Here is a 24,426-nt window from a genome sequence, read left to right on the forward strand (position 1 = left end):
TCGAACGACCTCCTCCCGTCGCCCCCGGCCGCGTGCGGCCGGGCAGCGTCGCCGGTCCCGCCTTTCTTTCGACAGTCCCGCGCCTCGCACGTCCCGAACGGAGGTCCGCAATGGCAAGCCCGATCGAGCACTGCGCCCCCGATGCCGGTGGGCGCCATGACGGCGCCGAGCTCCTGGCGGTGGAAGGCATCCACAAAGCGTTCCCGGGCGTGGTGGCGCTCGACGACGTCTCCTTCCGCCTCCGGCGCGGCAGCGTCCACGCCCTGATGGGCGAGAACGGAGCCGGCAAATCGACCCTGATGAAGATCATCGCCGGCATCCACCAGCCGGATGCCGGCACCATCCGCCTCAACGGCGAGGCGGTCCGTCTCGCCTCGCCCCTCGACGCTTTGAAGCGCGGCATCGCCATGATCCATCAGGAGCTGAACCTGATGGCGTTCATGACGGTGGCGGAGAACATCTGGATCGGCCGCGAGCCGCGCAACCGGCTCGGCCTGGTCGATCACCGCGAGCTCAACCGGCGCACGGCGGACCTGTTCGCGCAGCTCAGGATCGACGTCGACCCCGAGGCGGAGGTCCGCAGCCTGACGGTCGCGACCCGGCAGATGGTCGAGATCGCCAAGGCCGTGTCCTTCGAGTCCGACGTGCTGATCATGGACGAGCCGACCTCGGCCCTGACCGAACGGGAGGTGGCGCATCTCTTCCGGATCATCCGCGGCCTCAAGGCCGAGGGCAAAGGCATCGTCTACATCACCCACAAGATGAACGAGCTGTTCGAGATCGCCGACGAGGTCTCCGTCTTCCGCGACGGGCGCCACATCGCCAGCGACCGTGCCGAGGCCCTCACCCGCAACGACATCATCCGCATGATGGTCGGGCGCGAGATCACCCAGATGTTCCCGAAGGAGACGGTGCCGATCGGCGACGTCGTGCTGTCGGTGCGGGGACTCTCCCTCGACGGCGTCTTCCGGGACGTCTCCTTCGACATCCGCGCCGGCGAGATCCTCGGCGTCGCCGGTCTGGTCGGCTCCGGCCGCAGCAACGTGGCCGAGACCATCTTCGGCGTGACGCCGGCGAGCGCCGGGCGTATCGAGGTGCGGGGCCGGCCGGTGCGCGTCGATTCCCCCGGCACGGCCATGCGTCACGGCATGGCCTTCCTCACCGAGGACCGCAAGGAGACCGGCTGCTTCCTCATCCTCGACGTGCTCGAGAACATGCAGGTGGCGGTGCTGAACCGGGCATTCTGCACGGCCGGCTTCGTCGCCCAGAACGCAGTGAACGCCGCCTGCGAGGAGATGCGGGCGACGCTGCGGGTGAAGACGCCCGACCTGCAGGAGCGCATCCAGAACCTGTCCGGCGGCAACCAGCAGAAGGTGCTGGTCGGGCGCTGGCTCCTGACGCAGCCGAAGATCCTGATCCTGGACGAGCCGACGCGCGGCATCGACGTCGGCGCCAAGGCCGAGATCCACAAGCTGATCAGCCGCCTCGCCGGCGAGGGCGTGGCTGTCATGATGATCTCGTCCGAGCTGCCGGAAGTGCTCGGCATGAGCGACCGCATCATGGTGATGCACCAGGGCCGCGTCACCGGCTTCCTCGACCGCGCCGCGGCCGACCAGGTCAAGGTGATGGAGCTCGCGGCCCAATGAGCGCACCGGGCATGACGAAAGAGAGGGGAACCATGGCGAGCGAAGGCGCGGCTACGGGCGCGGTGCGTCCTCCGGCGGCACGGCGCCGGCGCAAATGGCCGCCGGAGGCCAGCATCTTCCTGGTGCTCCTCGGGATGGCGCTGGCCTTCGAGGTGCTCGGCTGGATCGTCACCGGCCAGAGCTTCCTGGTGAACAGGGAACGCCTGGTGGTGATGATCCTGCAGGTCTCCGTGATCGGCATCATCGCCGTCGGCGTGACGCAGGTGATCATCACCGGCGGCGTCGACCTCTCCTCGGGATCCGTCGTCGGCCTCACCGCGATGATGGCGGCGAGCTTCGCGCAGACCTCGGACTATGCCCGTGCCGTCTATCCCGCGCTGACCGACCTGCCCGTCATCGTGCCCGTGGCCGTCGGCATGGCGGCCGGGCTCGCCGCCGGCCTGATCAACGGCAGCCTCGTCGCCTATGCCGGCATCCCGCCCTTCATCGCCACGCTCGGGATGATGGTCACCGCCCGGGGCCTGGCCAAATGGTACACGCGCGGCCAACCGGTCAGCATGCTCTCGGACGGCTATGCCGCCATCGGCTCGGGCATCTGGCCGGTGGTGATCTTCCTCGGCGTCGCCCTGATCTTCCACATCGCCCTGCGCTATACCCGCTACGGCAAGTTCACCTATGCCATCGGCGCCAACGTCCAGGCGGCGCGGGTCTCCGGCATCGATGTCGGCCGCCACCTGGTCAAGGTCTACGCCATTGCCGGCCTGCTGGCGGGCCTCGCCGGCGTCGTCACCGCGGCGCGCGCCATCTCCGGCCAGGCCGGCATGGGCGTGATGTACGAGCTCGACGCCATCGCCGCGGCGGTGATCGGCGGCGCCTCGCTCGCCGGCGGCGTGGGGCGCATCACCGGCACGGTGATCGGCACCATCATCCTCGGCGTGATGACCTCCGGCTTCACCTTCCTGCGGATCGACGCCTACTATCAGGAGATCGTCAAGGGCATCATCATCGTCGCCGCCGTGATCGCCGACCAGTATCGCCAGCACCGGCGCCGCCGGGCGTGAGCCGACGAGACGGGAGGAGCCGACCCGCTCGCCAGGCTGGAGAGGACGACGGCGGGGCGCGTCCTCGCCCGACGCAAGCCGGGACCGCGGCCGAAATCGGGTAAACTGTTGTCCCGACAAGCGGCCGTCGGCGACCATGCCGCCCCGCGCGATCACCCCAGCTTGAGATGAACCCTGCCGGCTTCGACCTTGACCGGATAGGTCCTGAGGTTGACGCAGACCGGCCCGCCCTTGGCTTGCCCGGTCCTGTAGTCGAAGCGGCCATTATGCTTCGGGCACTCGATGATCTCGTCCATGACGAGGCCCTCGGCGAGGTGCACCTTCTCGTGGGTGCACAGGCCGTCGGTGGCGAAATAGGCGTCGTCCCGCGAGCGATAGATCGCGAAGGTGCGCCCGGCATGGTCGAAGCGGATCACGTCCTCCCGATCGATCTCGCCGGCGTCGCAGGCTTCGATCCATTCGCTCATGGCTTTCCTCCCTGGATGCGCGGGCCGGCCGTCATTCCGCCGCCATGGACGCGACGTCGTGCAGGTCCTCGCGATAGGGCCGCGCCGTCGGCGGCAGCTCGCGCTTCAGACAATAGTCCTCGTTGCGCAGTTGGCGCAGGAAGGCCGGGATCATCTCGCGATAGCCGGCCAGGATCGACGGGCTCGGCGCCGGCAGGTCGTTCTTGATCAGGTCGTGCAGCCTGGGCAGGGCGTGATAGGGCACCATCGGGAACATGTGGTGCTCCACGTGATAGTTCATGTTCCAGTAGATGAAGCGGCTTAACGGGTTCATGGTGACGGTGCGGCTGTTCAGCCGATGGTCGGTGACGTTGTCGGCCAGGCCCCCGTGCTGCAGCAGCCCCGTCATCACGTGATGCCAGGCGCCGTAGAGCCGCGGCAGGCCGACCAGCATCAGCGGCAGCCAGGAGTGCAGGGCGAGGGCGAGCGCGACGGTCGCCATGTAGATGGCCAGCCAGACGCGGGCGATGCGGATCGCCTTGGGCTGCTCCTGCTCCGGAATGAAGGTCCTCTCCTCGGCGCTCATCCGGCCGGCGGCGTTGCGGGCCATGTCGAGCATCGCGTGCCAGGCATCGAGCAGGCCGAAGAGGTTCAGCACCAGCCGCACCAGGTCCGGCGGCCGCATCACGGCGATCTCCGGATCGCGCCCGACGATCACCGTGTCGGTGTGGTGCCTCGCATGGCTCCAGCGCCAGGTCACGGGATTGCGCATGATCATGAAGCAGGCGAGCTGATAGACGGCATCGTTCATCCATGGCGTCCTGAACGCCGTGCCGTGGCCGCATTCGTGCCAGCGCGAGTCGCTCGCCGAGCCGTAGAGCGTGCCGTAGACGAAGAAGAACGGCACGCACCACGCCGTGCCCCAGAACCAGGTGCCGCCGGCGGCCGAGAGGCCCAGCGCCGCCAGCCAGATCAGCGTGTCGCGGATGGCGGGGCCGTCGGAGCGCTTCATCAGCTCCTTCATCAGCTTGCGCGGAATGTCGGTGTGGTACCATTCCGCGGCCGCCAGGCCGGTCTCGACGGCGCGCCGGGCATCGCGCCCGACCAGGCTGTAGTCGCGCCGGGATGGCCGGAGATCGTCGCCGCTGCGCGCCCTGTCCATTGCCCTCTCCTGTCGACCGCAGCCTCGGCCGCGATGCCGGCCGTCTCAGTAGCAGAGCCTGCGCCGCCCCCTCAATCGGCGTGCAATATTTTCTATCATCGGCGCTCACGTGCGATGGCGATGAGACTTTATCCATGATGGAATATGATGGACTCCATCATTGCTGCCGAACCGGATTGCGGGGATGTGCGGGCCCGCCGTGTGGGCGGCGCCTTTTCGCTTGACGCTCCCACCAAGATCGATCAGATGTCAGACCAATTCTGGCCCTGACGAGACCCGGATGCGCAAGCCTTCCATCGATGGCCTCTCGCCGCTGCCGCCCGCCGACCGGGTGGAGAGCGTGCTGCGCGCCATGGCCGGGTTCATTGCGCAATCCAAGCTCGGCGCCGGCGACCGCCTGCCGACGGAGCGCCAGCTCACCGAGGCCCTCGCCGTCGGCCGCTCCACCGTGCGCGAGGCGATCAGCCAGCTGCAGGTCATGGGCGTGGTCGAATCGCGCAAGGGCAGCGGCACCTACCTCCTGCGCCCGTTCTCGGCCGACGCCATCCACATGCCGCTGGTGATCGACGCCGCGCACCTGCGCGACCGGCTCCTGCAGACGCTGGAGGTGCGCCGCGGCATCGAGATGGAGGCGAGCGCCGTCGCCGCGCTGCGCCGTACGCCGGCCGACCTCGTCGTCATCGAGGAGAAGCTCGACCAGATGGAGCGGGTGCACATCGCCAAGGGCACGTCCGGGCGCGAGGACCTCGCCTATCACCTCTCCATCTACGACGCGACGCACAACCCGCTGTTCCGCCAGCTGCTCGAGCAGATCCGCGAGGCCTTCGAAAGCTTCTTCGACGAGCCGTTCGACCGGCCGGACTTCGCCCGCCGCTCCTTCCCCTTCCACCGCGAGCTGTTCGACGCCATCCGCGACCAGGACGCGCCCAAGGCCCGGGCCAAGACCCTCGCCATCCTCGACATCGTCGAGGAGGACATCAAGGACATGTCGCAATGACCGATTTCGCCGACAGCGCGGACACCATCGTCGCCCATGACGGCGACCATGCCTTCGACGCGGTGGTGCCGCCGATCGTGCAGACCTCGCTGTTCACCTTCTCCTCCTTCGACGAGATGGTGTCGACCTACAAGGGCGAGCGCTCGCGCATGGTCTATTCGCGGGTGACCAACCCGACCGTGCGCGCCTTCGAGGAGAAGCTGGCGGCGCTGGAGGCGGCGGACGATGCCATCGGCTTCGCCAGCGGCATGGCGGCGATCTCGGGCACGGTGCTGGCCTTCGTCGAGCCCGGCGACCGCATCGTCTGCGTGCGCCACGTCTATCCCGACAGCTACCGCCTGTTCGAGACGCTGCTGAAGCGCTGGAAGGTGACGACCACCTATGTCGACGGCCGCGACCACGAGGCGGTGGCCGCCGCGCTCAAGGGCGCCAGGCTGTTCTACATGGAGAGCCCGACCAGCTGGATGATGGAGGCGCACGATGTCGGCGCCCTCGCCGCCCTCGCCAAGGCCGAAGGCGTCGTCACCGTCATCGACAACAGCTGGGCGACGCCGGTGTTCCAGCAGCCGGTGACGCTCGGCGTCGACCTCGTGCTGCATTCGGCCTCGAAATATATCGGCGGCCACAGCGACACGGTGGCCGGCGTCGTCGCCGGCAGCGCCGCGCTGATCCGGCGCATCCGCCAGACCATCCATCCCTATATCGGCGCCAAGCTCGCCCCGTTCGAGGCCTGGCTGCTGCTGCGCGGCCTGCGCACCCTCCCCGTCCGCATGCGCAGCCACGAGGCCGCGTGCCTGACCATCGCCCGCCGCCTCCAGGCGCTGAAGCCGGTGACGGCGGTGCACCATCCCGGTCTGGCCAACCGGCTGCCGCCTGGCCTCATCGGCACCTCGGGCCTGTTCTCCCTGGAGCTCGACGAGAGCGTCGACATCCCGGCCTTCTGCAACGCCTTGCAACTGTTCAAGCTCGGGGTGAGCTGGGGCGGCCACGAGAGCCTGGTCGTGCCGGCGCTGGTGACGCGCCACCAGGCGGCGGGGCCCAATTCGGCGATCGATTTCGGCGTGCCCGAGCGCGTCGTCCGCCTTCACGTCGGCCTGGAGGGCGTCGACGCCCTCTGGCGCGACATCGAGCAGGCGCTGGCCAGCGCCTCGACCACGGGGAGGGAAGCACCGGGCCTGGCAAGCCTGTGACGCCCGGCCGTCATCCGTCCGGGCCACCATACGAAGCGGCGCCTCACGCCGCCCGCACCGACATTCCACGCGTCCAACAGGGGAAGCCCATGATCAGAAAACTGCTCCTCGCCGCCGCCGCGACCATGATGGTCGCCGGCACGGCCCAGGCCGACACCACGCTCAAATTGGTCGAGGTCATCACCAGCCCCGAGCGCACCGAGACGCTCAAGAGCATCGTCAAGACCTTCGAGGACGCCAATCCCGGCGTGAAGGTCGAGATCGTCTCGCTGCCCTGGGGCCAGGCCTTCGAGAAATTCGCCACCATGGTCTCGGCCGGCGACACGCCCGACGTGGTCGAGATGCCGGACCGCTGGCTCTCCCTCTACGCCAACAACGGCATGCTGGAGAGCCTGGAGCCCTATCTGGCCAAGTGGGAGCACACCAAGGACCTGAACGACCGCGCCCTGCAGATGGGCCGCTACGTCAAGAACACCGCCTATGCGCTGCCCTACGGCTTCTATCTCCGGGCGCTGTTCTACAACAAGAAGCTGTTCGCCGACGCCAAGGTCGATGCTCCACCCAAGACCATGGACGAGTTCATGGACGCGGCCAAGAAGGTCTCGGCCCTGCCCGGCAAGTCCGGCTACTGCCTGCGCGGCGGGCCCGGCGGCCTCAACGGCTGGATGATGATGGGCGCCACCATGAACGGCGACGACACCTACTTCAAGCCGGACGGCACCTCCACCATGGCCGACCCCGGCTGGGTCAAGGGCGTCACCTTCCTGGTCGACCTCTACAAGAACGGCTACGCGCCGAAGGACAGCGTCAACTGGGGCTTCAACGAAATCGTCTCCGGCTTCTATTCCGGCACCTGCGCGATGCTCGACCAGGATCCGGACGCGCTCATCGCCATCGCCGAGCGCATGAACAAGGACGATTACGACGTCGTGCCCATGCCCAAGGGTCCGGCCGGCAAGGCCTTCCCCACCATCGGCTACGGCAGCTGGTCGATGTTCTCCAACTCCAAGGAGAAGGACCTCGCCTGGAAGCTGATCGCCACCCTCGACGGCCCGGAGGGCAACATCGCCTGGAACAAGAAGATCGGCGCGCTGCCGATCTACACGGCGGCGGAGAAGGACCCCTTCTACGCCGATCCCAAGTTCAAGGGCTGGTTCGCCGAGCTCGCCGACAAGAACGTCATCCCGACGGTGATGCCGACCTATCTGTCCGAGTTCGCCTTCTTCGCCGATTCGATCGCGGTGAAGACGACGCAGCAGGCCCTGCTCGGCCAGCTCTCGCCGGAGGATCTCGCCAAGCAATGGGCGGATTATCTGACCAAGGCACAGCAGAAGTACCTGGCGGAGAAGAAGTAGAGCGGAAACAGGATGTGGCGCGAAGCCTTCTCCGCGCAAGCGGGGAAGGTGGCGCCACGAAGTGGCGACGGATGGGGTGTGGTCCGCAGGGCTGAGCCCTTCGACACGCTTGCATGACGGTTGTGCCAGCCGAACACGGCCGAGACCTGCCCGCCACACCCCATCCGACCCGACTTCGTCGGGCCACCTTCCCCGCTTCGCGGAGAAGGCTTTCGCCGGCACAGCTCTAGACCAAAGGACCCGGGATGGCCGTCGAGGCACTCAGCATCGGACCGAGCCGGCGGCGCTTCGTGCTCGCCGTCGAACCCTATCTCTATGCCGCCCCGTCCGTGTTCCTGATCGCGGCGATCATGCTGGTGCCGCTGGTCATCGGCCTGTCCTATGCCTTCCGCGACATCCAGCTGCTCAACCCCTTCGGCGGCGGCTTCGTCGGGCTCGACAATTTCCGCGAGCTGTGGGCTGACGCCAATTTCTGGAACGCGCTGAAGAACACCTTCGTCTGGACCGTGTCCGCGGTGGTGCTGCAGTTCGTCTTCGGCCTGATCCTGGCCCTGCTGCTCAATCGGCCCTTCCCCGGCCGCAGCATCGTCCAGGCCCTGGTGTTCCTGCCCTGGGCGGTGCCGACCTTCCTCTCCGGGCTCGACTGGGCCTGGCTGTTCAACCCGGTGGTCGGCCCCCTGCCCCACTGGGCCCATGCGCTGGGGCTGATGGCGACGCCGGAGAACATCCTGTCGGACCCGCGCACCGCGCTGTGGGGCCCGATCATCGCCTGCGTCTGGTGGGGCATCCCCTTCTTCGCCATCACCCTGCTGGCGGCGCTGCAGTCGATCCCCAAGGACATCTACGAGGCGGCCGAGATCGACGGGGCATCGAGCTTCGAGCGCTTCCGCTCCATCACCGTGCCGTTCCTCGCGCCCACGGTGGCCATCACCGTGATGCTGCGCACGGTGTGGATCGCCAATTCCGCCGACCTGATCGTGGTCATGACCAAGGGCGGACCGGCCGATTCCTCGCAGATCGTCGCGAGCTACATCTTCACCCAGGCCTTCCAGCGCCTCGACTTCGGCTATGCCTCGGCCATCGCCGCGGCGCTCCTGGTGCTGCTGCTGGCCTATGCCTTCCTGCTGGTGGCGCTGCGCCAGCTCCTCATCAAGGCGAGTTGAGCCATGCGCGGATCGGCACGCAAGCGCGCGACGCTCTGGACGATGCACTATCTGGCCATCGGCCTCTACGTCCTGTTCGCCCTCTTCCCGCTCTACTGGCTGCTCAAGGTCTCGGTGACGCCGAACGACCTGCTCTACAGCGAGGGCGTGCGGCTCTGGCCCTCGCGCACCGGCTTCGAGCACTACGCCTCGGTGATCAGCCATTCCGATTTCCCGCTGTTCTTCCGCAACAGCGTCATCGTCTCCGGCTCCACGGCGATCATCACCACGCTGGTGGCGGCGGGCGCGGGCTACGCCTTCTCGCGCTTCGCCTTCCGCGGCAAGTTCTGGCTGGTCGGGCTGATGCTGGTGACGCAGATGTTCCCGCTGGTGATGATCATCGCGCCGATCTTCAAGCTGTTCGCCCCGCTCGGCCTCACCAACAGCCTCACCGGCCTGATCGTCATCTACGTCGCCTACAACGTGCCCTTCGCCGCCTTCCTGATGCAGTCCTTCTTCGACGGCATCCCCAAGGACCTGGAGGAGGCTGCGATGATCGACGGGGCGACGCGCTTCAAGGCGGTGCTGCAGATCATCCTGCCGCTGACCCTGCCGGGCCTCGCGGCGACGCTCGGCTTCGTCTTCACCGCCGCCTGGAGCGAGCTCCTGTTCGCGCTGATGCTGAACTCGGCCCAGGCCGCCACCACCTTCCCGGTCGGGCTGCTCTCCTTCGTGTCGAAATTCTCGGTCGATTTCGGGCAGATGATGGCGGCGAGCGTGCTCGCCCTCATTCCGGCCTGCGCCTTCTTCTTCCTCATCCAGCGCTATCTCGTGCAGGGCCTGACGGCCGGCGCGGTCAAGGGGTAATGGCCATGGCCTCCATCGACATCCAAGCCGTGCGCAAGAGCTTCGGCCCGGTCTCCATCCTCAAGGGCATCGACCTCGCCATTGCCGCCGGCGAGTTCGTCGTGCTGGTCGGCCCCTCCGGCTGCGGCAAGTCGACGCTGCTGCGCCTGATCGCCGGGCTGGAGGACATGACCTCGGGCCAGATCCGCATCGGCGGCGTCGTGGTCAACGACCTGCCGCCCAAGGACCGCGACATCGCCATGGTGTTCCAGTCCTACGCGCTCTATCCCCACATGAGCGTGCGCGACAACATGAGCTACAGCCTGAAGCTGAAGAAGACGCCGCGCGAGCGCATCGCCGAGGCGGTCAACCGGGCCGGCGCCAAGCTCGGCCTCGACGCCCTGCAGGACCGCAAGCCGCGCCAGCTCTCGGGCGGCCAGCGCCAGCGTGTCGCCATGGGCCGCGCCATCGTGCGCAAGCCCAAGGCCTTCCTGTTCGACGAGCCCTTGTCCAACCTCGACGCCCGATTGCGCGAGCAGATGCGCTTCGAGATCAAGAAGCTGCACCGCGACCTCGAGGCGACCTCGGTCTACGTCACCCACGACCAGATCGAGGCCATGACCATGGCCGACCGCATCGTCGCCATGAACGGCGGCGTGATCCAGCAGGTCGGCACGCCGCTCGAGCTCTACGACGATCCCGCCAACATGTTCGTCGCCGGCTTCATCGGCTCGCCGGCGATGAACTTCCTGAACGGCACGGCCACGGCCGCCGAGCGGGGCATCGTCGTGCGCGTCGGGGAGGCCGTGCTCGCCACCCTGCCGCCGGTCGCCGGCCTGCCGGCGGACGGGCGCGTCGTCGTCGGCGTCCGGCCCGAGCGCGTCGCATGCGGCACCGCCGGGGTGAACGCCCGCGCCGACCTGGTCGAGCCGACCGGCCTCGGCACGGTGCTGCACCTCCAGCTCGACGGCCAGGACTTCAAGGCCTTCACCACCGACCGCCCGGCGATCACCGTCGGCGAGCAGGTGCCGCTCGCGGTGGCGGCGGGCGACCTGCGCCTGTTCGATCCGCGGACCGGCGAGCGGCTGCGCCCGGCGAGCTGAGCCGCGCCGGCGGGATTCGCATGGAGCCTATGGCAGCGGGCGCAAAACTCTGCTGATGTCGGCACCATGGCGATCCGGCTCCTGCTGATTCTCCTCACCGGCCTGCTCCTCGGGTCTCCGGCCACGGCCGGGCCGGCCCCGGACACGGTGTTCCTGGAAGAGCTGACCTGGACCGAGCTGCGCGATCTCGTCGCCGCCGGCAAGACCACCATCCTCGTCCCGATCGGCGGCACCGAGCAGAACGGCCCGGACATGGCGCTCGGCAAGCACAATATGCGGGCGCATCTGCTGGCCGAGACGATCGCCAGGACGCTCGGCAATGCCCTGGTCGCGCCGGTCATCGCCTATGTGCCGGAGGGCGGCGTCAGCCCGCCGACGGCGCATATGCGCTTCCCCGGCACCATCACCGTGCCCGACGACGTCTTCGAGAAGACCTTGGAATACGCCGCCCGCAGCTTCCGCCTGCACGGCTTCACCGACATCGTCTTCCTCGGCGACCATGGCGGCTATCAGGCGGACGAGGTCGTCGTGGCGGACCGGCTCGACCGCGAATGGGCCAAGACCGGCGTGCGCGCCCATGCCATCGAAGCCTATTACCGCGCGACCGAGACCGACTATGTCCAGGCCCTGGAGGCCCGCGGCCATGACCGCGCCGAGATCGGCACCCATGCCGGCCTCGCCGACACCTCGCTCACCCTCGCCCTCGCTCCCGGCCTGGTGCGGCTCGACCGCCTCCGGACGGGGCCGCGGCGAGGCGTCGAGGACGGCGTCCACGGCGACCCCCGAGGCTCCAGCGCCGAGCTCGGCCGGCTCGGCGTCGACGCCGTCGTCGCCCGAGCGGTCGCGGCGATCCGCAAGGCGGTCGAACGCTCGCCATGACCCCCGCATCGCCGCGGGGCCGCAGTCCCCGATCACCCCCGCCCCGGATGCTCCCGTGCCTCCTCTGCCGCGACCGCGCCTGCTCCAGCCCCTGCTCCTCGCCCTCCTCCTCCTGATGCCGCTGCCGGCGGCGCGTGCCCAGGTCCAGTCGGACCCCGAGGGGCCGGCCGTGCCCGCCGCCCCGGCCGCGGTGGACACGCTGCCCGGCATGCCGCCGGTGCCCGACCCCGCCAACCTCTACAGCGAGGCCGCGGCCAACCGGCTGTCGGCGGCGGTGGCCGGGGCGCTGCCGCGGGTCTATGTGCCCGATGTCGGCTCGGGCGACGTCACGGTGATCGACCCCGCCACCTTGACCGTGGTCGACCGCTTCCGCGTCGGGCCCAACCCGCAGCACGTCGTGCCCGCCTGGGACCTCGGCACGCTCTGGGTGGCGAGCAGCGCCGGCCGCGGCCACGTGGGCGGCCGGCTGGTGCCGATCGACCCCAAGACCGGCAAGCCGGGCCAGCCGATCGAAGTGGACGACGCCTACAACCTCTATTTCACCCCCGACGGGCGCTCGGCCATCGTCGTGGCCGAATCGCAGCGGCGCCTGGAGTTCCGCGATCCCCACACCATGGCGCTGCAGCGCACCCTGCCGACGCCGAGCTGTCCCGGCATCAACCATGCCGACTTCGCCATCGACGGGCGCTATGCCATCTTCACCTGCGAGTTCGGCGGCGCGCTGGTCAAGATCGACCTCGTCGCCGGCAGCGTCGTCGGCACGCTCAAGCTCTCCCGGGGCGGCATGCCGCAGGACATCCGCATCGCGCCGGACGGCAAGGCCTTCTATGTCGCCGACATGATGGCCGACGGCGTGTTCGTGCTCGACGGCGACGCCTTCGCCGAGACCGGCTTCATCCCGACCGGCATCGGCACCCACGGGCTCTATCCCAGCCGCGACGGGCGCAAGCTCTACATCGCCAATCGCGGCTCCCACCAGGTCAGCGGCCCGCCGCATGGCCGCGGCAGCATCTCGGTCCTCGACTTCGGCACAAGGCAGGTGGATACGACCTGGCCCATCCCCGGCGGCGGCAGCCCGGACATGGGCAATGTCAGCGCCGACGGGCGCACCCTCTGGCTCTCCGGCCGCTTCGACGACGTCGTCTATGCCATCGACACCACGAGCGGCGCGGTGCGCAGCGTCGCGGTCGGCCACACCCCGCACGGTCTCACCGTCTGGCCCCAGCCCGGACGCTACTCTCTCGGCCACACCGGCAACATGCGCTGAGCCCGGAGCGCCGCGCCGCATCGCCGCAGGCCGGCCGGGCCGGCGGCGGCGGCCGTCGGGGCTCGGGCAGCGTTACCTTTTGTTATCCATCTCGGCGCCAGAGTGCGGCGGCTGTCTTCGCAGGCAGCGCCGGTGAAGTTCGAGTCCGTGCTTCCAGAAATCGAGACACGCGCCCGTTAAAATTTTATTCAATGGGAAGAGGCCCCGTTCAGGGCTGCCTGTTACCGTGCTACGTCCGCCATAACCCCCCTGCGTCGGCTGCATGACCTTGCTGTTTCGCAAACTGCTCGACGTCCGGAACGCGGATGCGAAACTCCCCGGCGACGTGCGGATGGCGCTCGTCGATTCGCTCTATGCCCCCTTCGCCTCGCTGGTGGTCGGGGCGGTGGCCGGCGGCCTGGTCGGCGCCATGGCCTCCTACCAGTCCCGGGATCCCTGGCTGACGGCCTGCTCGGCGGCGATCTTCCTCGTCGGCCTGGCGCGGGTGCTGTCCGCGCTGGCCTATCGCCGGCGGCGCGATCCCGGCCTGGTCGAGACGGCCCATCGCTGGGAGCGTGTCTACGAGCTCGGAGCCTGGAGCTATTCCGGCCTGCTCGGCCTGCAATGCCTGCTGGCCGTGATGCGCACCAACGACCCGGCGCTGCACCTGGTGGTCTCGACCCTGTCCGTCGGCTACGCCGCCGGCATCACCGGGCGCAATGCCGGACGCCCCTATATCGCCGTGGCCCAGCTGACGCTCGCGGCCGTGCCGCTGTCGATCGGGCTCTACCTCAACGGCGGGACCATGCAGGCGACGCTCGCCACGGTCCTGCTGATGTTCGTCTATGCGATGATCGACATCACGCTCAGCATCCGCGACATCATCGTCCAGGCGCTGGTGACGACCCGCGACAAGGCCGAGCTCGCCGGCCGCTACCGCGAGCAGGCCAACCGCTTCGATGCCGCCCTCACCAACATGTCGCACGGCCTGTGCATGTTCGACCGCGACGGCAGCCTCGTCGTCTGGAACGAGCGCTTCCTGGAGGTGACCGGCCTGCCGGCGGGCCTGGTCCGGGCCGGCGTCTCCACCCACGAGCTGATGCAGATCGCCATCCGCAGCGGCCATCACAGCCATGCCGTGGTGCGCCGTGTGTTCGGCAAGCTGGCGCGCGAGGCCGCGGGCGGCCATGTCGGCCAGACCGAGGCGCGCCTCACCGACGGGCGCACCATCTCTTTGTCGCAGCGCGCCATGCCGGAGGGCGGCTCGGTGGTGATCTTCGAGGACATCACCGCGCGCAAGGAGGCCGAGCGCATCGTCGCCCGCATGGCGCGCTATGACGAGCTGACGGGCCTGGCCAACCGGCGCACCTTCCACCAGCACACCGACAGCGCCCTGGCGCGCCTGCGTGGCGGCGCCGACCGCCTCGCCGTGCACTGGATCGACCTCGATCGCTTCAAGTCGGTCAACGACACGCTCGGCCATCCCGTCGGCGACGGGCTGCTGCGCGCCGTCGCCGACCGCCTGCGCGCCGCGGTGCGCGACACCGACGTCGTCGCCCGGTTCGGCGGCGACGAGTTCGTCATCATGCAATACCCGATCCGCCGCGGCGAGGACGCCTCACGCCTCGCCCGGCGGCTGATGGAGGCCTTGTCCGCGCCGTTCCAGATCGAAGGCCACCATCTGGAGATCGGCGCCTCGGCCGGCATCGCCATCGCGCCGCGCGACGGCATGGACGGCGATCGCCTGCTCAAGAACGCCGACCTCGCGCTCTATCGTGCCAAGGCGGACGGGCGCGGCGCCTACCGCCTGTTCGAGCCGAGCATGGACGCGGGGGCGCAGGCGCGCCGGGCCCTCGAGCTCGACCTGCGCCACGCCTGGGAGCGCGGCGAGTTCGAGGTGCACTACCAGCCGCTGGTCGAGCTCTCCAACCGGCGCATCGCCGGATGCGAGGCGCTGGTGCGCTGGCGGCATCCGAGCCGCGGCTGGATCTCGCCGCTGGAATTCATCCCGGTCGCCGAGGAGACCGGCCTGATCGTCTCCCTCGGCGAGTGGGTGCTCAACCAGGCCTGCGTCGAGGCGACGGCCTGGCCCAAGGGCACGCGCCTGGCCGTCAACCTCTCGCCGGTGCAGTTCAAGAGCCGGAGTCTGGGCAGCAGCGTGGTGACGGCCCTCGCCAAGTCCGGCCTGCCGGCCAGCCGCCTCGAGCTCGAGGTCACCGAGATGGTGCTGCTGCAGGACAGCGATCTCACGCTCGCCACCATGACGCAGCTGCGCCAGCTCGGCGTGCGCCTGTCCCTCGACGATTTCGGAACCGGCTATTCCTCGCTGAGCTATCTGCGCAAATATCCCTTCGAAAAGATCAAGATCGACTCCTCCTTCGTCAAGGACATCGGCCACGACGCCGGCTCGGCCGCGATCGTGCGGGCCGTGGCCAGCCTCGGGCGCGACCTCGGCATGTCGATCCTCGTTGAGGGCATCGAGACCACCGAGCAGTTCGAGCGGGTCAAGGCCGAGGGCTGCACCGAGGGCCAGGGTTATCTCTTCGGGCGGCCCGTGCCCTCGCACGAGATCCGCGAGGTGCTGCGGGGCGACGCGCAGCGGGCCAAGCTCGTCGCCTGACCGGCCCGCTTATTTCTCCGTCGGAACGCCCAGGAGCCGGTCCTGGGCGGCCACCAGGCGGCGCATCACCTTCAGGTCCTGCTCGCGCAGCTGCAGCGCCGTGTCCGCCCAGATCTCGACGATGCTGTCCAGCTCCTGCAGCGTGATCGGGTTGACCGTGCGCGAGGCCCGGTAGATCGCCTGGTGCCCTTTGTGGCGGCGCGTATGGGCGGCGATGTACTCCTTGACCGCCACAACCCCCTCGCCGGGCTCGGTCAGCACGTGGACGATGCCCATCTGGTACATCTCCTCGGCGGTGTAGATGCCGCCGCTCAGGATCATCCGCTCCGCCTGCGCCGCGCCGAGGCGCCGGGTCAGGAAGCAATGGGCCCCCATGCCCGGGAACAGGCCGAACACCGTCTCGGGCAGGCCGAACTTCGAGCCCTTCTCGGCCACCACCACGTTGAAGGAGAGCAGCGATTCGAAGCCGCCGCCGAGCGCGTCGCCCTGCACCAGGCCGATGGTGACGATCGGCAGGTCCAGCCCCCGCATGTTGCGATGCAGGATGCGCACGCAGGACTTGCCGTAGCGCACCAGGGCTTCGCGATCGCGCTGGACGATGCGATCGGCGAAATGGCTGAGGTCGCCGCCGAGGCAGAAGACGCGCGGAAAGCGCGAGCCGAGGACGATGTAGCGCAGGGCGCCCTCGCTGTCGCCGAAGGTCTCGACGATGCCGTCCTGCCAGGCATGGAAGTCCAGCAGCATCGAAGGATTGTAGCTGGGGCGGCCGAACGGCCGCATGAAGGTCCACAAGGTCGCCGCGTGAGAATCCAGCGTGACCTCCAATTGCCGGAGGTTGAACAGGTCCTTGGCCGGGCCCGGCTGCGGCTGGCCCTGCGGCTGTGATGGCGCCCCGGTCGCAGATTTTTGCACCGCAGGCGGGGGCAGCGCGACGCGCGGCACCGACATGGTCATGACCCCTTTAAGTATTTATATACCATAACAACGCTCTTGCGCCGGCGCCATGACATGATGATTGACGCAGCAGCGCGCAGCGTCGCGCCGATGCGGCGATCGACGGCCGAATCCTCACCTTTTCAGCAAATTTTCCGGATTGAGATCCGCTTCGAACCAGAATACCATCGGTTTTAACTATATATTTACGAACTGGGCCGAGCCCACAGGAGTCGAGGCGGTCGACAATTTAAGATAAATTATACAAATAAAATTCTACCATGACGCGAAAATCCGCTCCCTGACGACACGGCCGCGCGTCCCGCCGCGGAGTCCTGCCGGATCGCGAGCCTGCTCCCGGCGCCTCGCCGGCCGCCACCGCTCATATCCCCGAACCGCCCGCCTCCTCCTCGCGCTGCGGCGGCGCCGGCAGGTCCGCGGCGGCATAGGGCGTCTGCCGGTCCGTCACCGGCGAGGGCAGCGGCATCCAGAAGGCGAGCTCGGCCTCCGCGTAGAGGATGACGCACTCCGAATCCCCGTCGGTGGAGATCCACCGTTCGTCCCCGGCCGTCGCGTCCCGGGCCCAGCGCACCACGTCGACCTCGTCGGGTCCCTGCTCGCTCTTGCGGATCAGCGCGAGCACGCGCGTGCCGTCCCTGGGCACGCTGCCCATCCGCTGCCACTGACCGAAGACCGGCTTCGTCATGCGCGACGCTCCATCTCGCGGGTGGTCCCGGGTCGGCTCTCGACCCCGCGAGCTTATCACGGCCGGCCCGGCGGTCGAGGCCTCCCGCACAGGCCCCAAGCCGGGACCACACACAAAAAGAGCGGCCCTGGGGCCGCCCTTGTCACGATCGTCCGATGGGAAGACGGCTCACTCGGCCGCCTGGCCCTCGGCCTTCTTCTCCAGGTCCTCGCCGGTCTTCTGGTCGACCGCCTTCATCGACAGGCGCACCTTGCCGCGCTCGTCGAAGCCGAGCAGCTTGACCTTGACCTTGTCGCCTTCCTTGATCACGTCGGTGACCTTGTTGACGCGGGTCGCCGCGAGCTGCGAGATGTGGACCAGGCCGTCCTTGGCGCCGAAGAAGTTGACGAAGGCGCCGAAGTCCGTGGTCTTCACCACGGTGCCGTCATAGATCATGTTGATCTCCGGCTCGGAGGCGATCGACTTGATCCAGTTGATCGCCGCCTTGATCGCCGTGCCCGAGGCGGAGGCGATCTTGACGGTGCCGTCGTCCTCGATGTTGACCTTGGCGCCGGTCTTCTCGACGATCTCGCGGATCACCTTGCCGCCGGAGCCGATGACTTCGCGGATCTTGTCGACCGGGATCTGGATCACCTCGATGCGCGGGGCGTGCTCGCCGAGCTCGGCCCGGGCGCTGGTCAGCGCCTTGGCCATCTCGCCGAGGATGTGCAGGCGCCCGTCCTTGGCCTGGTTGAGGGCGACGCCCATGATCTCCTCGGTGATGCCGGCGATCTTGATGTCCATCTGCAGCGAGGTCACGCCGTTCTGCGTGCCCGCCACCTTGAAGTCCATGTCGCCGAGATGGTCCTCGTCGCCGAGGATGTCGGAGAGCACGGCGTAGCGCTCGCCTTCCAGGATCAGGCCCATGGCGATGCCGGCGACCGGCGCGCGCAGCGGCACACCGGCATCCATCAGCGCCAGCGAGGTGCCGCACACCGTCGCCATCGAGGACGAGCCGTTCGACTCGGTGATCTCCGAGACGACGCGGATGGTGTAGGGGAACTCGTGCGCCGGCGGCAGCATCGGGTGGATGGCGCGCCAGGCGAGCTTGCCGTGGCCGATCTCGCGGCGGCCGGGCGAGCCCATGCGGCCGGCCTCGCCCACCGAATAGGGCGGGAAGTTGTAATGGAGCATGAAGCGCTCCTTGTACGTGCCCTCCAGGCTGTCGACGAATTGCTCGTCCTCGCCGGTGCCGAGCGTGGCCACGGCCAGGGCCTGGGTCTCGCCGCGGGTGAACAGGGCCGAGCCGTGGGTGCGCGGCAGGAAGCCGGCTTCCGCCACGATCGGGCGCACGGTCTTGACGTCGCGGCCGTCGATGCGGATCCCCTTGTCCAGGATGTTCCAGCGCACGACCTTGGCCTGCAGGTCGTGGAAGACCTCGGCGATCTCCTGCTTGGAATAGGTCGGGTTCTCGACGCCTTCGGGCAGGAAGTGCGCGACGACCTTGGCCTTGGCGGCGTCGACGGCGGCGTAGCGCTCCTGCTTGGCGGTGATCGAATAGGCGGCGCGCAGGTCGTCCTCGATCAGGGCCAGGACCGCCTTCTCCGCTTCGGAGCGGTCGGCCGGCTGGAAGTCGCGCGGCTCCTTGGCGGCCTTCTCGGCGAGACGGATGATCGCCTCGATCACCGGCTGGAAGCCGCGATGGCCGAACATGACGGCTTCGAGCATGGTCTGCTCGGAGAGCTCCTTGGCTTCGGACTCGACCATCAGCACCGCGTCGGCGGTGCCGGCGACGATCAGCTCGAGGGTCGACTCCTTCATCTCGTCGATGGTCGGGTTGAGCTTCAGGGCGCCGTTGATGTAGCCGACGGACGCGCCGCCGATCGGGCCCATGAACGGCACGCCCGACAGAGTCAGCGCGGCGGAGGCGGCGACCATCGACAGGGCGTCGGTGTCGTTGACGAGGTCATGGGAGAGCACGGTGACGATGACCTGCGTCTCGTTGCGGTAGCCCTCGACGAACAGCGGGCGGATCGGCCGGTCGATCAGGCGCGAGATCAGCGTCTCGCGCTCGGAGGGACGGCCTTCACGCTTGAAGTATCCGCCCGGGATGCGGCCCGCGGCGAAGGCCTTCTCCTGATAGTTGACGGTCAGCGGGAAGAAGTCGAGGCCCGGCTTCGGCTGCTTGGCCGAGACGACGGTGGCGAGCACGGTGGTCTCGCCATAGCTGGCGAGCACGGCGCCGTCGGCCTGGCGGGCGACCTTGCCGGTTTCGAGCGTGAGCTTGCGCCCGGCCCATTCGAGTTCTTCGCGGTAAATGGTGAACATGGTTTCTTATCCTGTCGATATGCGTCGACCGGACGCGCCGAGCCGTTCAGACGGCAAGGCCCAACGCAACAAAGCCATGCGCAAGACGGCGCGACGCGCCCTCGAAGCCGGAAGGGCTTTGAGAGTTGCGTCCCGCGATCCTGCCATGGCGTGCCGCGCGTCCGGTCGGATGGAAAGCGCGGCGGCCCCATGCCGCCACGCCCCGTTTTCTGAAGATGAGCCGTCGATCAACGACGAATGCCGAGCCGCTCGATGATCGTCTTGTAGCGCGCCTCGTCGCGGGACTTGAGATAGTCCAGCAGCGAACGGCGCAGGGCCACGAGCTTGAGCAGGCCGCGGCGCGAATGGTTGTCCTTCACATGGGTCTTGAAGTGGCCGGTGAGGTTGGTGATACGCTCCGTCAGGATCGCAACCTGCACCTCGGGCGAACCCGTATCCCCCGGCTTGGTGCCGTAGTCCTTGATGAGCGCTTCCTTGCGCTCGGCCGTGATCGACATCGATAGATCCTTTCAAAGCACGCCGCCGCGCCGGGCGCGGGAGCGAGAACCGTCTTGCGACGAGGGATACGGACAAAGTCCGTGGTCCGCTTTGCACGTCGGCCCGGCCGGGATGTCGTCCAGGAGGGTCAGCGGGAGCGGAGTCTTCAGCCAGGCGCAGAGCCGGGCTGGCGCCGCCTAATAGTGGAAACCGCCGGGAAAAGCTAGCACAAAGCGCAGCACCGCCGCCGGCCGCTCCCGCCGGTCCTTTCATCACCACCGACACGGTTCCTTTGCATCCGCCGCGCCGACGCGCTATCGGCTGGCGCAACCGTTTCCTGCGCAGGCCCGTCCGATGAAATTCACGCTCTCCTGGCTGAAGGACCACCTCGACACCGACGCCTCCCTCGATGCCGTGGTCGAGACGCTGACCCGCATCGGGCTGGAGGTGGAGCGGGTGGAGGACCGCGCCCGGGCGCTGGCCCCCTTCACCATCGCCGCGGTGGTCTCGGCCGAGCAGCACCCCAATGCCGACAAGCTCAGGGTGTGCATGGTCGATACCGGCAGCGGCAGCCCGGTGCAGGTGGTGTGCGGCGCGCCCAACGCCCGCGCCGGCATGCGGTCGGTGTTCTCGCCGCCCGGCACCTATATTCCCGGCAAGGACATCACGCTCGGCATCGGCTCGATCCGCGGCATCGAGAGCCGCGGCATGCTGTGCTCCGGCGCCGAGCTGGAGATCTCCAGCGACCATGACGGCATCCTCGACCTGCCGGCCGACGCGCCGGTCGGCGCGCCCTACGCCGCCTGGGCCGGCCTCGACGATCCCATCATCGAGATCAACCTCACGCCGAACCGGCCCGATTGCACCGGCGTCGCCGGCATCGCCCGCGACCTCGCCGCCGCCGGCCTCGGCCGGCTGAAGACCCCGCCCGTCCCCGCCGTCGAGGGCCGGGGCCCCTGCCCAGTCTCGGTGACGCTCGACTTCGGCGACGGCCCCTCGCTCTGCCCCGCCTTCGCCCTGCGCCTGGTGCGCGGCGTGCGGAACGGCCCCTCGCCGGACTGGCTGCAGCGCCGCCTCACCGCCATCGGCCTCAGGCCCATCAACGCCCTGGTCGACATCACCAACTACGTCACCTTCGATCGCGGCCGGCCGCTGCACGTCTTCGATGCGGCCAAGGTGAAGGGCGATCTCACGGTGCGCCGCGCCCGGGAGGGCGAGAGCGTGCTGGCGCTCGACGGCAGGACCTATGCGCTCGACCCGACCATGTGCGTCATCGCCGACGGCGGCGGCGTGGAATCGATCGCCGGCATCATGGGCGGCGAGCATTCGGGCTGCGACGCCGCCACCACCGACGTGCTGATCGAATCCGCCCTGTGGGAGCCGCTCAACGTCGCCCGCACCGGCCGGACGCTGGGCATCAACACCGATGCGCGCTACCGCTTCGAGCGCGGCGTCGACCCGGCCTTCATGGTGCCGGGCGCCGAGCTTGCGACCGCGCTGGTGCTGGAGCTGTGCGGGGGTGAGCCGACCGAGCTCACGATGGCCGGCGCCGTGCCGGGCAAGGCCGCGCCGATCGCCTTCCCGCTCGCCGAGGTCCGGCGCCTGACCGGACTCGACACGCCGGAGGCCGAGATCCTGCGCATCCTCGCCTCGCTCGGCTTCGAGATCGCCGGCAACGGCCCGGTGCGCTCGGTGACGCCGCCGACCTGGCGTCCCGACATCGAGGGCAAGGCCGACCTCGTCGAGGAGGTGATGCGCATCGTCGGCGTCGACGCCATTCCGGTGACGCCGCTGCCGCGCGAAGCCCATGTGCCGGCCCCGGTGCTCACCCCGATCCAGAAGCGCACGCGCCTGGCCAAGCGGGCGCTGGCCGCCCGCGGCCTGATGGAGGCGGTCACCTGGTCCTTCATCGCCCGGGCGCAGGCCGTGCTGTTCGGCGGCGGCCAGCCGGCCCTGGCGCTCGCCAACCCGATCGCTGCCGACCTCTCCGACATGCGCCCGAGCCTGATCCCGGGCCTGGCGGCGGCGGCGCAGCGCAATGCCGACCGCGGCAATGGCGACGTCGCCCTGTTCGAGGTCGGCCAGGTGTTCCGGGGCGACAAGCCGGAGGACCAGAAGATCGCCGCCGCCGGCCTGCGGCGCGGCCTCGCCCGGCCGGGTGGCGGCGGCCGCCACTGGTCGGCGCCCGCCGCGCCGGCAGGCGCGTTCGACGCCAAGGAGGACGCGCTGGCGCTGCTCGGCGCCCTCGGCGCGCCGGTCGACAAGCTGCAGATCGTGCCCGGCGGTCCGGCCTGGTTCCATCCCGGCCGCTCCGGCACGATCCAGCTCGGGCCGCAGACCGTGATCGGCTGGTTCGGCGAGCTGCATCCCGCCGCGCTGGAGGGCCTCGACGTCGCCGGGCCGCTCGCCGCCTTCGAGATCGTGCTCGACCAGATCCCGCTGTCCAAGCCCAAGCCGACCAAGAGCCGCGGCGTGCTCGACGTCTCGGCCTTCCAGCCGGTGACGCGCGACCTCGCCTTCGTGGTCGACCGCTCCGTCAAGGCCGCCGACATCGTCAAGACCGCGCTGGGCGCCGACAAGAAGCTCGTGGCGGACGTGGCGGTGTTCGACGTCTACGAGGGCCGCGGCGTCGAGCCCGGCGCCAAGTCGGTCGCCGTCGCCGTCACGCTGCAGCCGCGCGAGAAGACCCTCACGGATGCGGAGATCGAGGCGGTGGTCGGCCGCATCGTCGCCGAGGTCGCCAGGAAGACCGGCGCGACCCTGAGGGCCTGAGGAGAGGGCGGCCGGCCAAGCAGGTTCTCTCGAACCTGCTTGCACTTGCTAGTCTGAGCAGCATTGATTTTGCATGGAAGATGCAAAATCAAGTCGTGGCCGAGGCCACGAGAAGCTGCTCAGGGCCGGCCGCCGCATCAACCCTTCGTTTACCACACCGCCGGGAATCCGCCGCCCCGCGCCGTCCGCAGCCCTCCCGGCGCGCGGATTGCGATTGCTTCGACATCCCGACCCTAGCATCCCTGACCGGGACAGGAGCGCAGATGACGAAGGCACAGAGCGGCATGCACGTCCCGGCCCGGGACGAGGGGCGCGTCCCCTGGGTGGATTATGCCAAGGGCCTGTGCATCATCATGGTGGTGATGATGCACACCACGCTCGGCGTCGAGAAGGCGGCCGGCACGGTGAGCTGGCTCAACGCCGCCATCGAGTTCGCCCGGCCCTTCCGCATGCCGGACTTCTTCCTGATCTCGGGCCTGTTCCTGGCGCGGGTCATCGGCCGCGACTGGCGCACCTATCTCGACCGGAAAGTGGTGCATTTCCTGTATTTCTACGTGCTCTGGGTCGTCATCCAGTGGGCGATGAAGGACGTCTATCCGGCCTACAAGGCCGGCGATCCCGCCGGCGCCGGCTGGGACCTGCTGTCGGCCGTCTGGGACCCGCCGGGCACGCTGTGGTTCATCTACATGCTGCCGATCTTCTTCGTGCTGGCCAAGCTGGTGCGGCCGCTGCCGCCGGTGCTGGTGCTCGGCGCGGCGGCGCTGCTGCAGGCCTGGCCGCGCGACAGCGCCTTCCTGCAGGACAGCGGCCTGTTCATGGTCGACGAGTTCTGCGAGCGCCTGGTGTTCTTCCTGGCCGGCACCTATGCCGCCGAATACGTGTTCCGCTTCGCCGACCTGGTCGACCGCCATCGCCGCCTCGCTCTCGGCGGCCTGGCGCTCTGGGGCCTCGTCAACGGCCTCCTGGTCCAGGCCGGCATCGCCCATGCCCCGGTGGTCGGCCTGCTGCTCGGCCTCGTCGGCGCCCTGGCCGTGATCACCACGGGCGTGCTGCTCAGCGCCGTGAACTGGCTCGGCGCGCTGCGGTATTGCGGCCAGCATTCCCTGGTCGTCTATCTCGCCTTCTTCGTGCCGATGGCCTTCCTGCGCACGGTGCTGCTCAAGCTCGGCGTGATCGACGACCTCGGCACGCTCTCCCTCCTCATCACCGCCGTCTCGGTGGTGCTGCCGCTCATCCTGCACCGGGTGGTGAAGGGCGGGCCGCTGCGCTTCCTGTTCGAGCGCCCGGCCTGGGCCTGGATCGCGCCGAAGCGCCCCGCCGTGCCGCGCGAGCGCCTGGCGATGGTGGCGGCCGAATAGGCTGCGCGGGTCGGGGCGGGGCCTGGCACGGCCGGCGGAATCTGCCTAAGACTCTGTCGGCGCGGGCTGCGGCCGCTGCGCCAAGCAGCTTTTCGTGGCTTCGGCCACGACTTGATTTTGCATTTTCCATGCAAGATCAAGTCTGCTCGGACTACGAAGTGTAAGCAGGTTCGAGAAAGC

General features: G+C 68.9%; 19 protein-coding genes. 13 read left to right on the plus strand and 6 right to left on the minus strand.

The window, feature by feature from the left end:
- Window positions 1-110: 110 nt before the first annotated feature.
- Together QO011_RS00745 and QO011_RS00750 are read left to right on the plus strand one after the other, a co-directional pair.
- On the plus strand, window positions 111-1,646 hold the full coding sequence (locus QO011_RS00745; RefSeq protein ID WP_307266429.1) for a sugar ABC transporter ATP-binding protein: 1,536 nt from the start codon (window positions 111-113) through the stop codon (window positions 1,644-1,646).
- Between the two features lie 32 nt (window positions 1,647-1,678).
- Window positions 1,679-2,707 carry an ABC transporter permease gene (locus QO011_RS00750; RefSeq protein WP_307266431.1) on the plus strand — a complete coding sequence of 343 codons (1,029 nt, stop codon included), beginning with the start codon at window positions 1,679-1,681 and terminating at the stop codon, window positions 2,705-2,707.
- A gap of 152 nt (window positions 2,708-2,859) precedes the next feature.
- Here the strand turns inward: QO011_RS00750 and QO011_RS00755 are convergent, their stop codons facing one another.
- Window positions 2,860-3,174: a MocE family 2Fe-2S type ferredoxin gene (locus tag QO011_RS00755; RefSeq protein ID WP_307266433.1), complete on the minus strand. Its 315-nt coding sequence runs from the start codon at window positions 3,172-3,174 to the stop codon at window positions 2,860-2,862.
- Between the two features lie 31 nt (window positions 3,175-3,205).
- Window positions 3,206-4,315, minus strand: coding sequence for a fatty acid desaturase family protein (locus QO011_RS00760; protein ID WP_307266436.1), 1,110 nt, complete (start codon window positions 4,313-4,315; stop codon window positions 3,206-3,208).
- A gap of 280 nt (window positions 4,316-4,595) precedes the next feature.
- Here QO011_RS00760 and QO011_RS00765 point away from each other — a divergent pair, with 280 nt between their 5' ends.
- The 9 genes from QO011_RS00765 to QO011_RS00805 all read left to right on the plus strand — a co-directional run bounded on the left by QO011_RS00765 (window position 4,596) and on the right by QO011_RS00805 (window position 15,693).
- Window positions 4,596-5,312: a FadR/GntR family transcriptional regulator gene (locus tag QO011_RS00765; RefSeq protein WP_307266439.1), complete on the plus strand. Its 717-nt coding sequence runs from the start codon at window positions 4,596-4,598 to the stop codon at window positions 5,310-5,312.
- Window positions 5,309-6,502 (plus strand): PLP-dependent transferase, encoded by a 1,194-nt coding sequence (locus QO011_RS00770; protein ID WP_307266442.1) that lies wholly within the window; start codon window positions 5,309-5,311, stop codon window positions 6,500-6,502. The genes QO011_RS00765 and QO011_RS00770 overlap by 4 nt, the downstream gene beginning before the upstream one ends.
- An 89-nt stretch (window positions 6,503-6,591) precedes the next feature.
- Entirely contained in the window at window positions 6,592-7,857 is a 1,266-nt protein-coding gene (locus QO011_RS00775; RefSeq protein ID WP_370881885.1) for an ABC transporter substrate-binding protein, read from the plus strand.
- A gap of 245 nt (window positions 7,858-8,102) precedes the next feature.
- Complete coding sequence (locus QO011_RS00780; RefSeq protein ID WP_307266444.1) at window positions 8,103-9,020, plus strand: carbohydrate ABC transporter permease; 918 nt, start codon at window positions 8,103-8,105, stop codon at window positions 9,018-9,020.
- Between the two features lie 3 nt (window positions 9,021-9,023).
- Window positions 9,024-9,866: a carbohydrate ABC transporter permease gene (locus tag QO011_RS00785; protein WP_307266447.1), complete on the plus strand. Its 843-nt coding sequence runs from the start codon at window positions 9,024-9,026 to the stop codon at window positions 9,864-9,866.
- 5 nt (window positions 9,867-9,871) lie between these two features.
- Complete coding sequence (locus tag QO011_RS00790; protein WP_307266449.1) at window positions 9,872-10,948, plus strand: ABC transporter ATP-binding protein; 1,077 nt, start codon at window positions 9,872-9,874, stop codon at window positions 10,946-10,948.
- A 66-nt stretch (window positions 10,949-11,014) separates the two neighbouring features.
- The gene (locus tag QO011_RS00795) at window positions 11,015-11,827 is read left to right on the plus strand and encodes a creatininase family protein (protein WP_307266450.1); all 813 of its coding nucleotides are present in this window, start codon (window positions 11,015-11,017) and stop codon (window positions 11,825-11,827) included.
- 55 nt (window positions 11,828-11,882) lie between these two features.
- Window positions 11,883-13,094 (plus strand): YncE family protein, encoded by a 1,212-nt coding sequence (locus QO011_RS00800; protein WP_307266452.1) that lies wholly within the window; start codon window positions 11,883-11,885, stop codon window positions 13,092-13,094.
- Window positions 13,095-13,425: 331 nt separating this feature from the next.
- The gene (locus QO011_RS00805; protein ID WP_307266455.1) at window positions 13,426-15,693 is read left to right on the plus strand and encodes a putative bifunctional diguanylate cyclase/phosphodiesterase; all 2,268 of its coding nucleotides are present in this window, start codon (window positions 13,426-13,428) and stop codon (window positions 15,691-15,693) included.
- A gap of 9 nt (window positions 15,694-15,702) precedes the next feature.
- On the opposite strand, the gene QO011_RS00810 is transcribed toward QO011_RS00805, so the two are convergent.
- The 4 genes from QO011_RS00810 to rpsO form a co-directional block, all read right to left on the minus strand.
- On the minus strand, window positions 15,703-16,647 hold the full coding sequence (locus tag QO011_RS00810; protein ID WP_307266456.1) for a crotonase/enoyl-CoA hydratase family protein: 945 nt from the start codon (window positions 16,645-16,647) through the stop codon (window positions 15,703-15,705).
- Between the two features lie 361 nt (window positions 16,648-17,008).
- On the minus strand, window positions 17,009-17,332 hold the full coding sequence (locus QO011_RS00815; protein ID WP_307266458.1) for a hypothetical protein: 324 nt from the start codon (window positions 17,330-17,332) through the stop codon (window positions 17,009-17,011).
- A gap of 168 nt (window positions 17,333-17,500) precedes the next feature.
- The gene (gene pnp / locus QO011_RS00820) at window positions 17,501-19,639 is read right to left on the minus strand and encodes a polyribonucleotide nucleotidyltransferase (protein ID WP_307266461.1); all 2,139 of its coding nucleotides are present in this window, start codon (window positions 19,637-19,639) and stop codon (window positions 17,501-17,503) included.
- A 227-nt stretch (window positions 19,640-19,866) separates the two neighbouring features.
- Window positions 19,867-20,136 carry a 30S ribosomal protein S15 gene (gene rpsO / locus QO011_RS00825; RefSeq protein ID WP_307266464.1) on the minus strand — a complete coding sequence of 90 codons (270 nt, stop codon included), beginning with the start codon at window positions 20,134-20,136 and terminating at the stop codon, window positions 19,867-19,869.
- Between the two features lie 334 nt (window positions 20,137-20,470).
- Between rpsO and pheT the strand changes: the two genes are divergently transcribed.
- Both pheT and QO011_RS00835 read left to right on the plus strand, forming a co-directional pair.
- On the plus strand, window positions 20,471-22,888 hold the full coding sequence (gene pheT / locus QO011_RS00830; protein ID WP_307266467.1) for a phenylalanine--tRNA ligase subunit beta: 2,418 nt from the start codon (window positions 20,471-20,473) through the stop codon (window positions 22,886-22,888).
- A 263-nt stretch (window positions 22,889-23,151) separates the two neighbouring features.
- Complete coding sequence (locus QO011_RS00835; RefSeq protein WP_307266470.1) at window positions 23,152-24,246, plus strand: acyltransferase family protein; 1,095 nt, start codon at window positions 23,152-23,154, stop codon at window positions 24,244-24,246.
- Window positions 24,247-24,426: the final 180 nt, after the last annotated feature.

The organism is Labrys wisconsinensis (genome assembly GCF_030814995.1).
Lineage (GTDB): Bacteria > Pseudomonadota > Alphaproteobacteria > Rhizobiales > Labraceae > Labrys > Labrys wisconsinensis.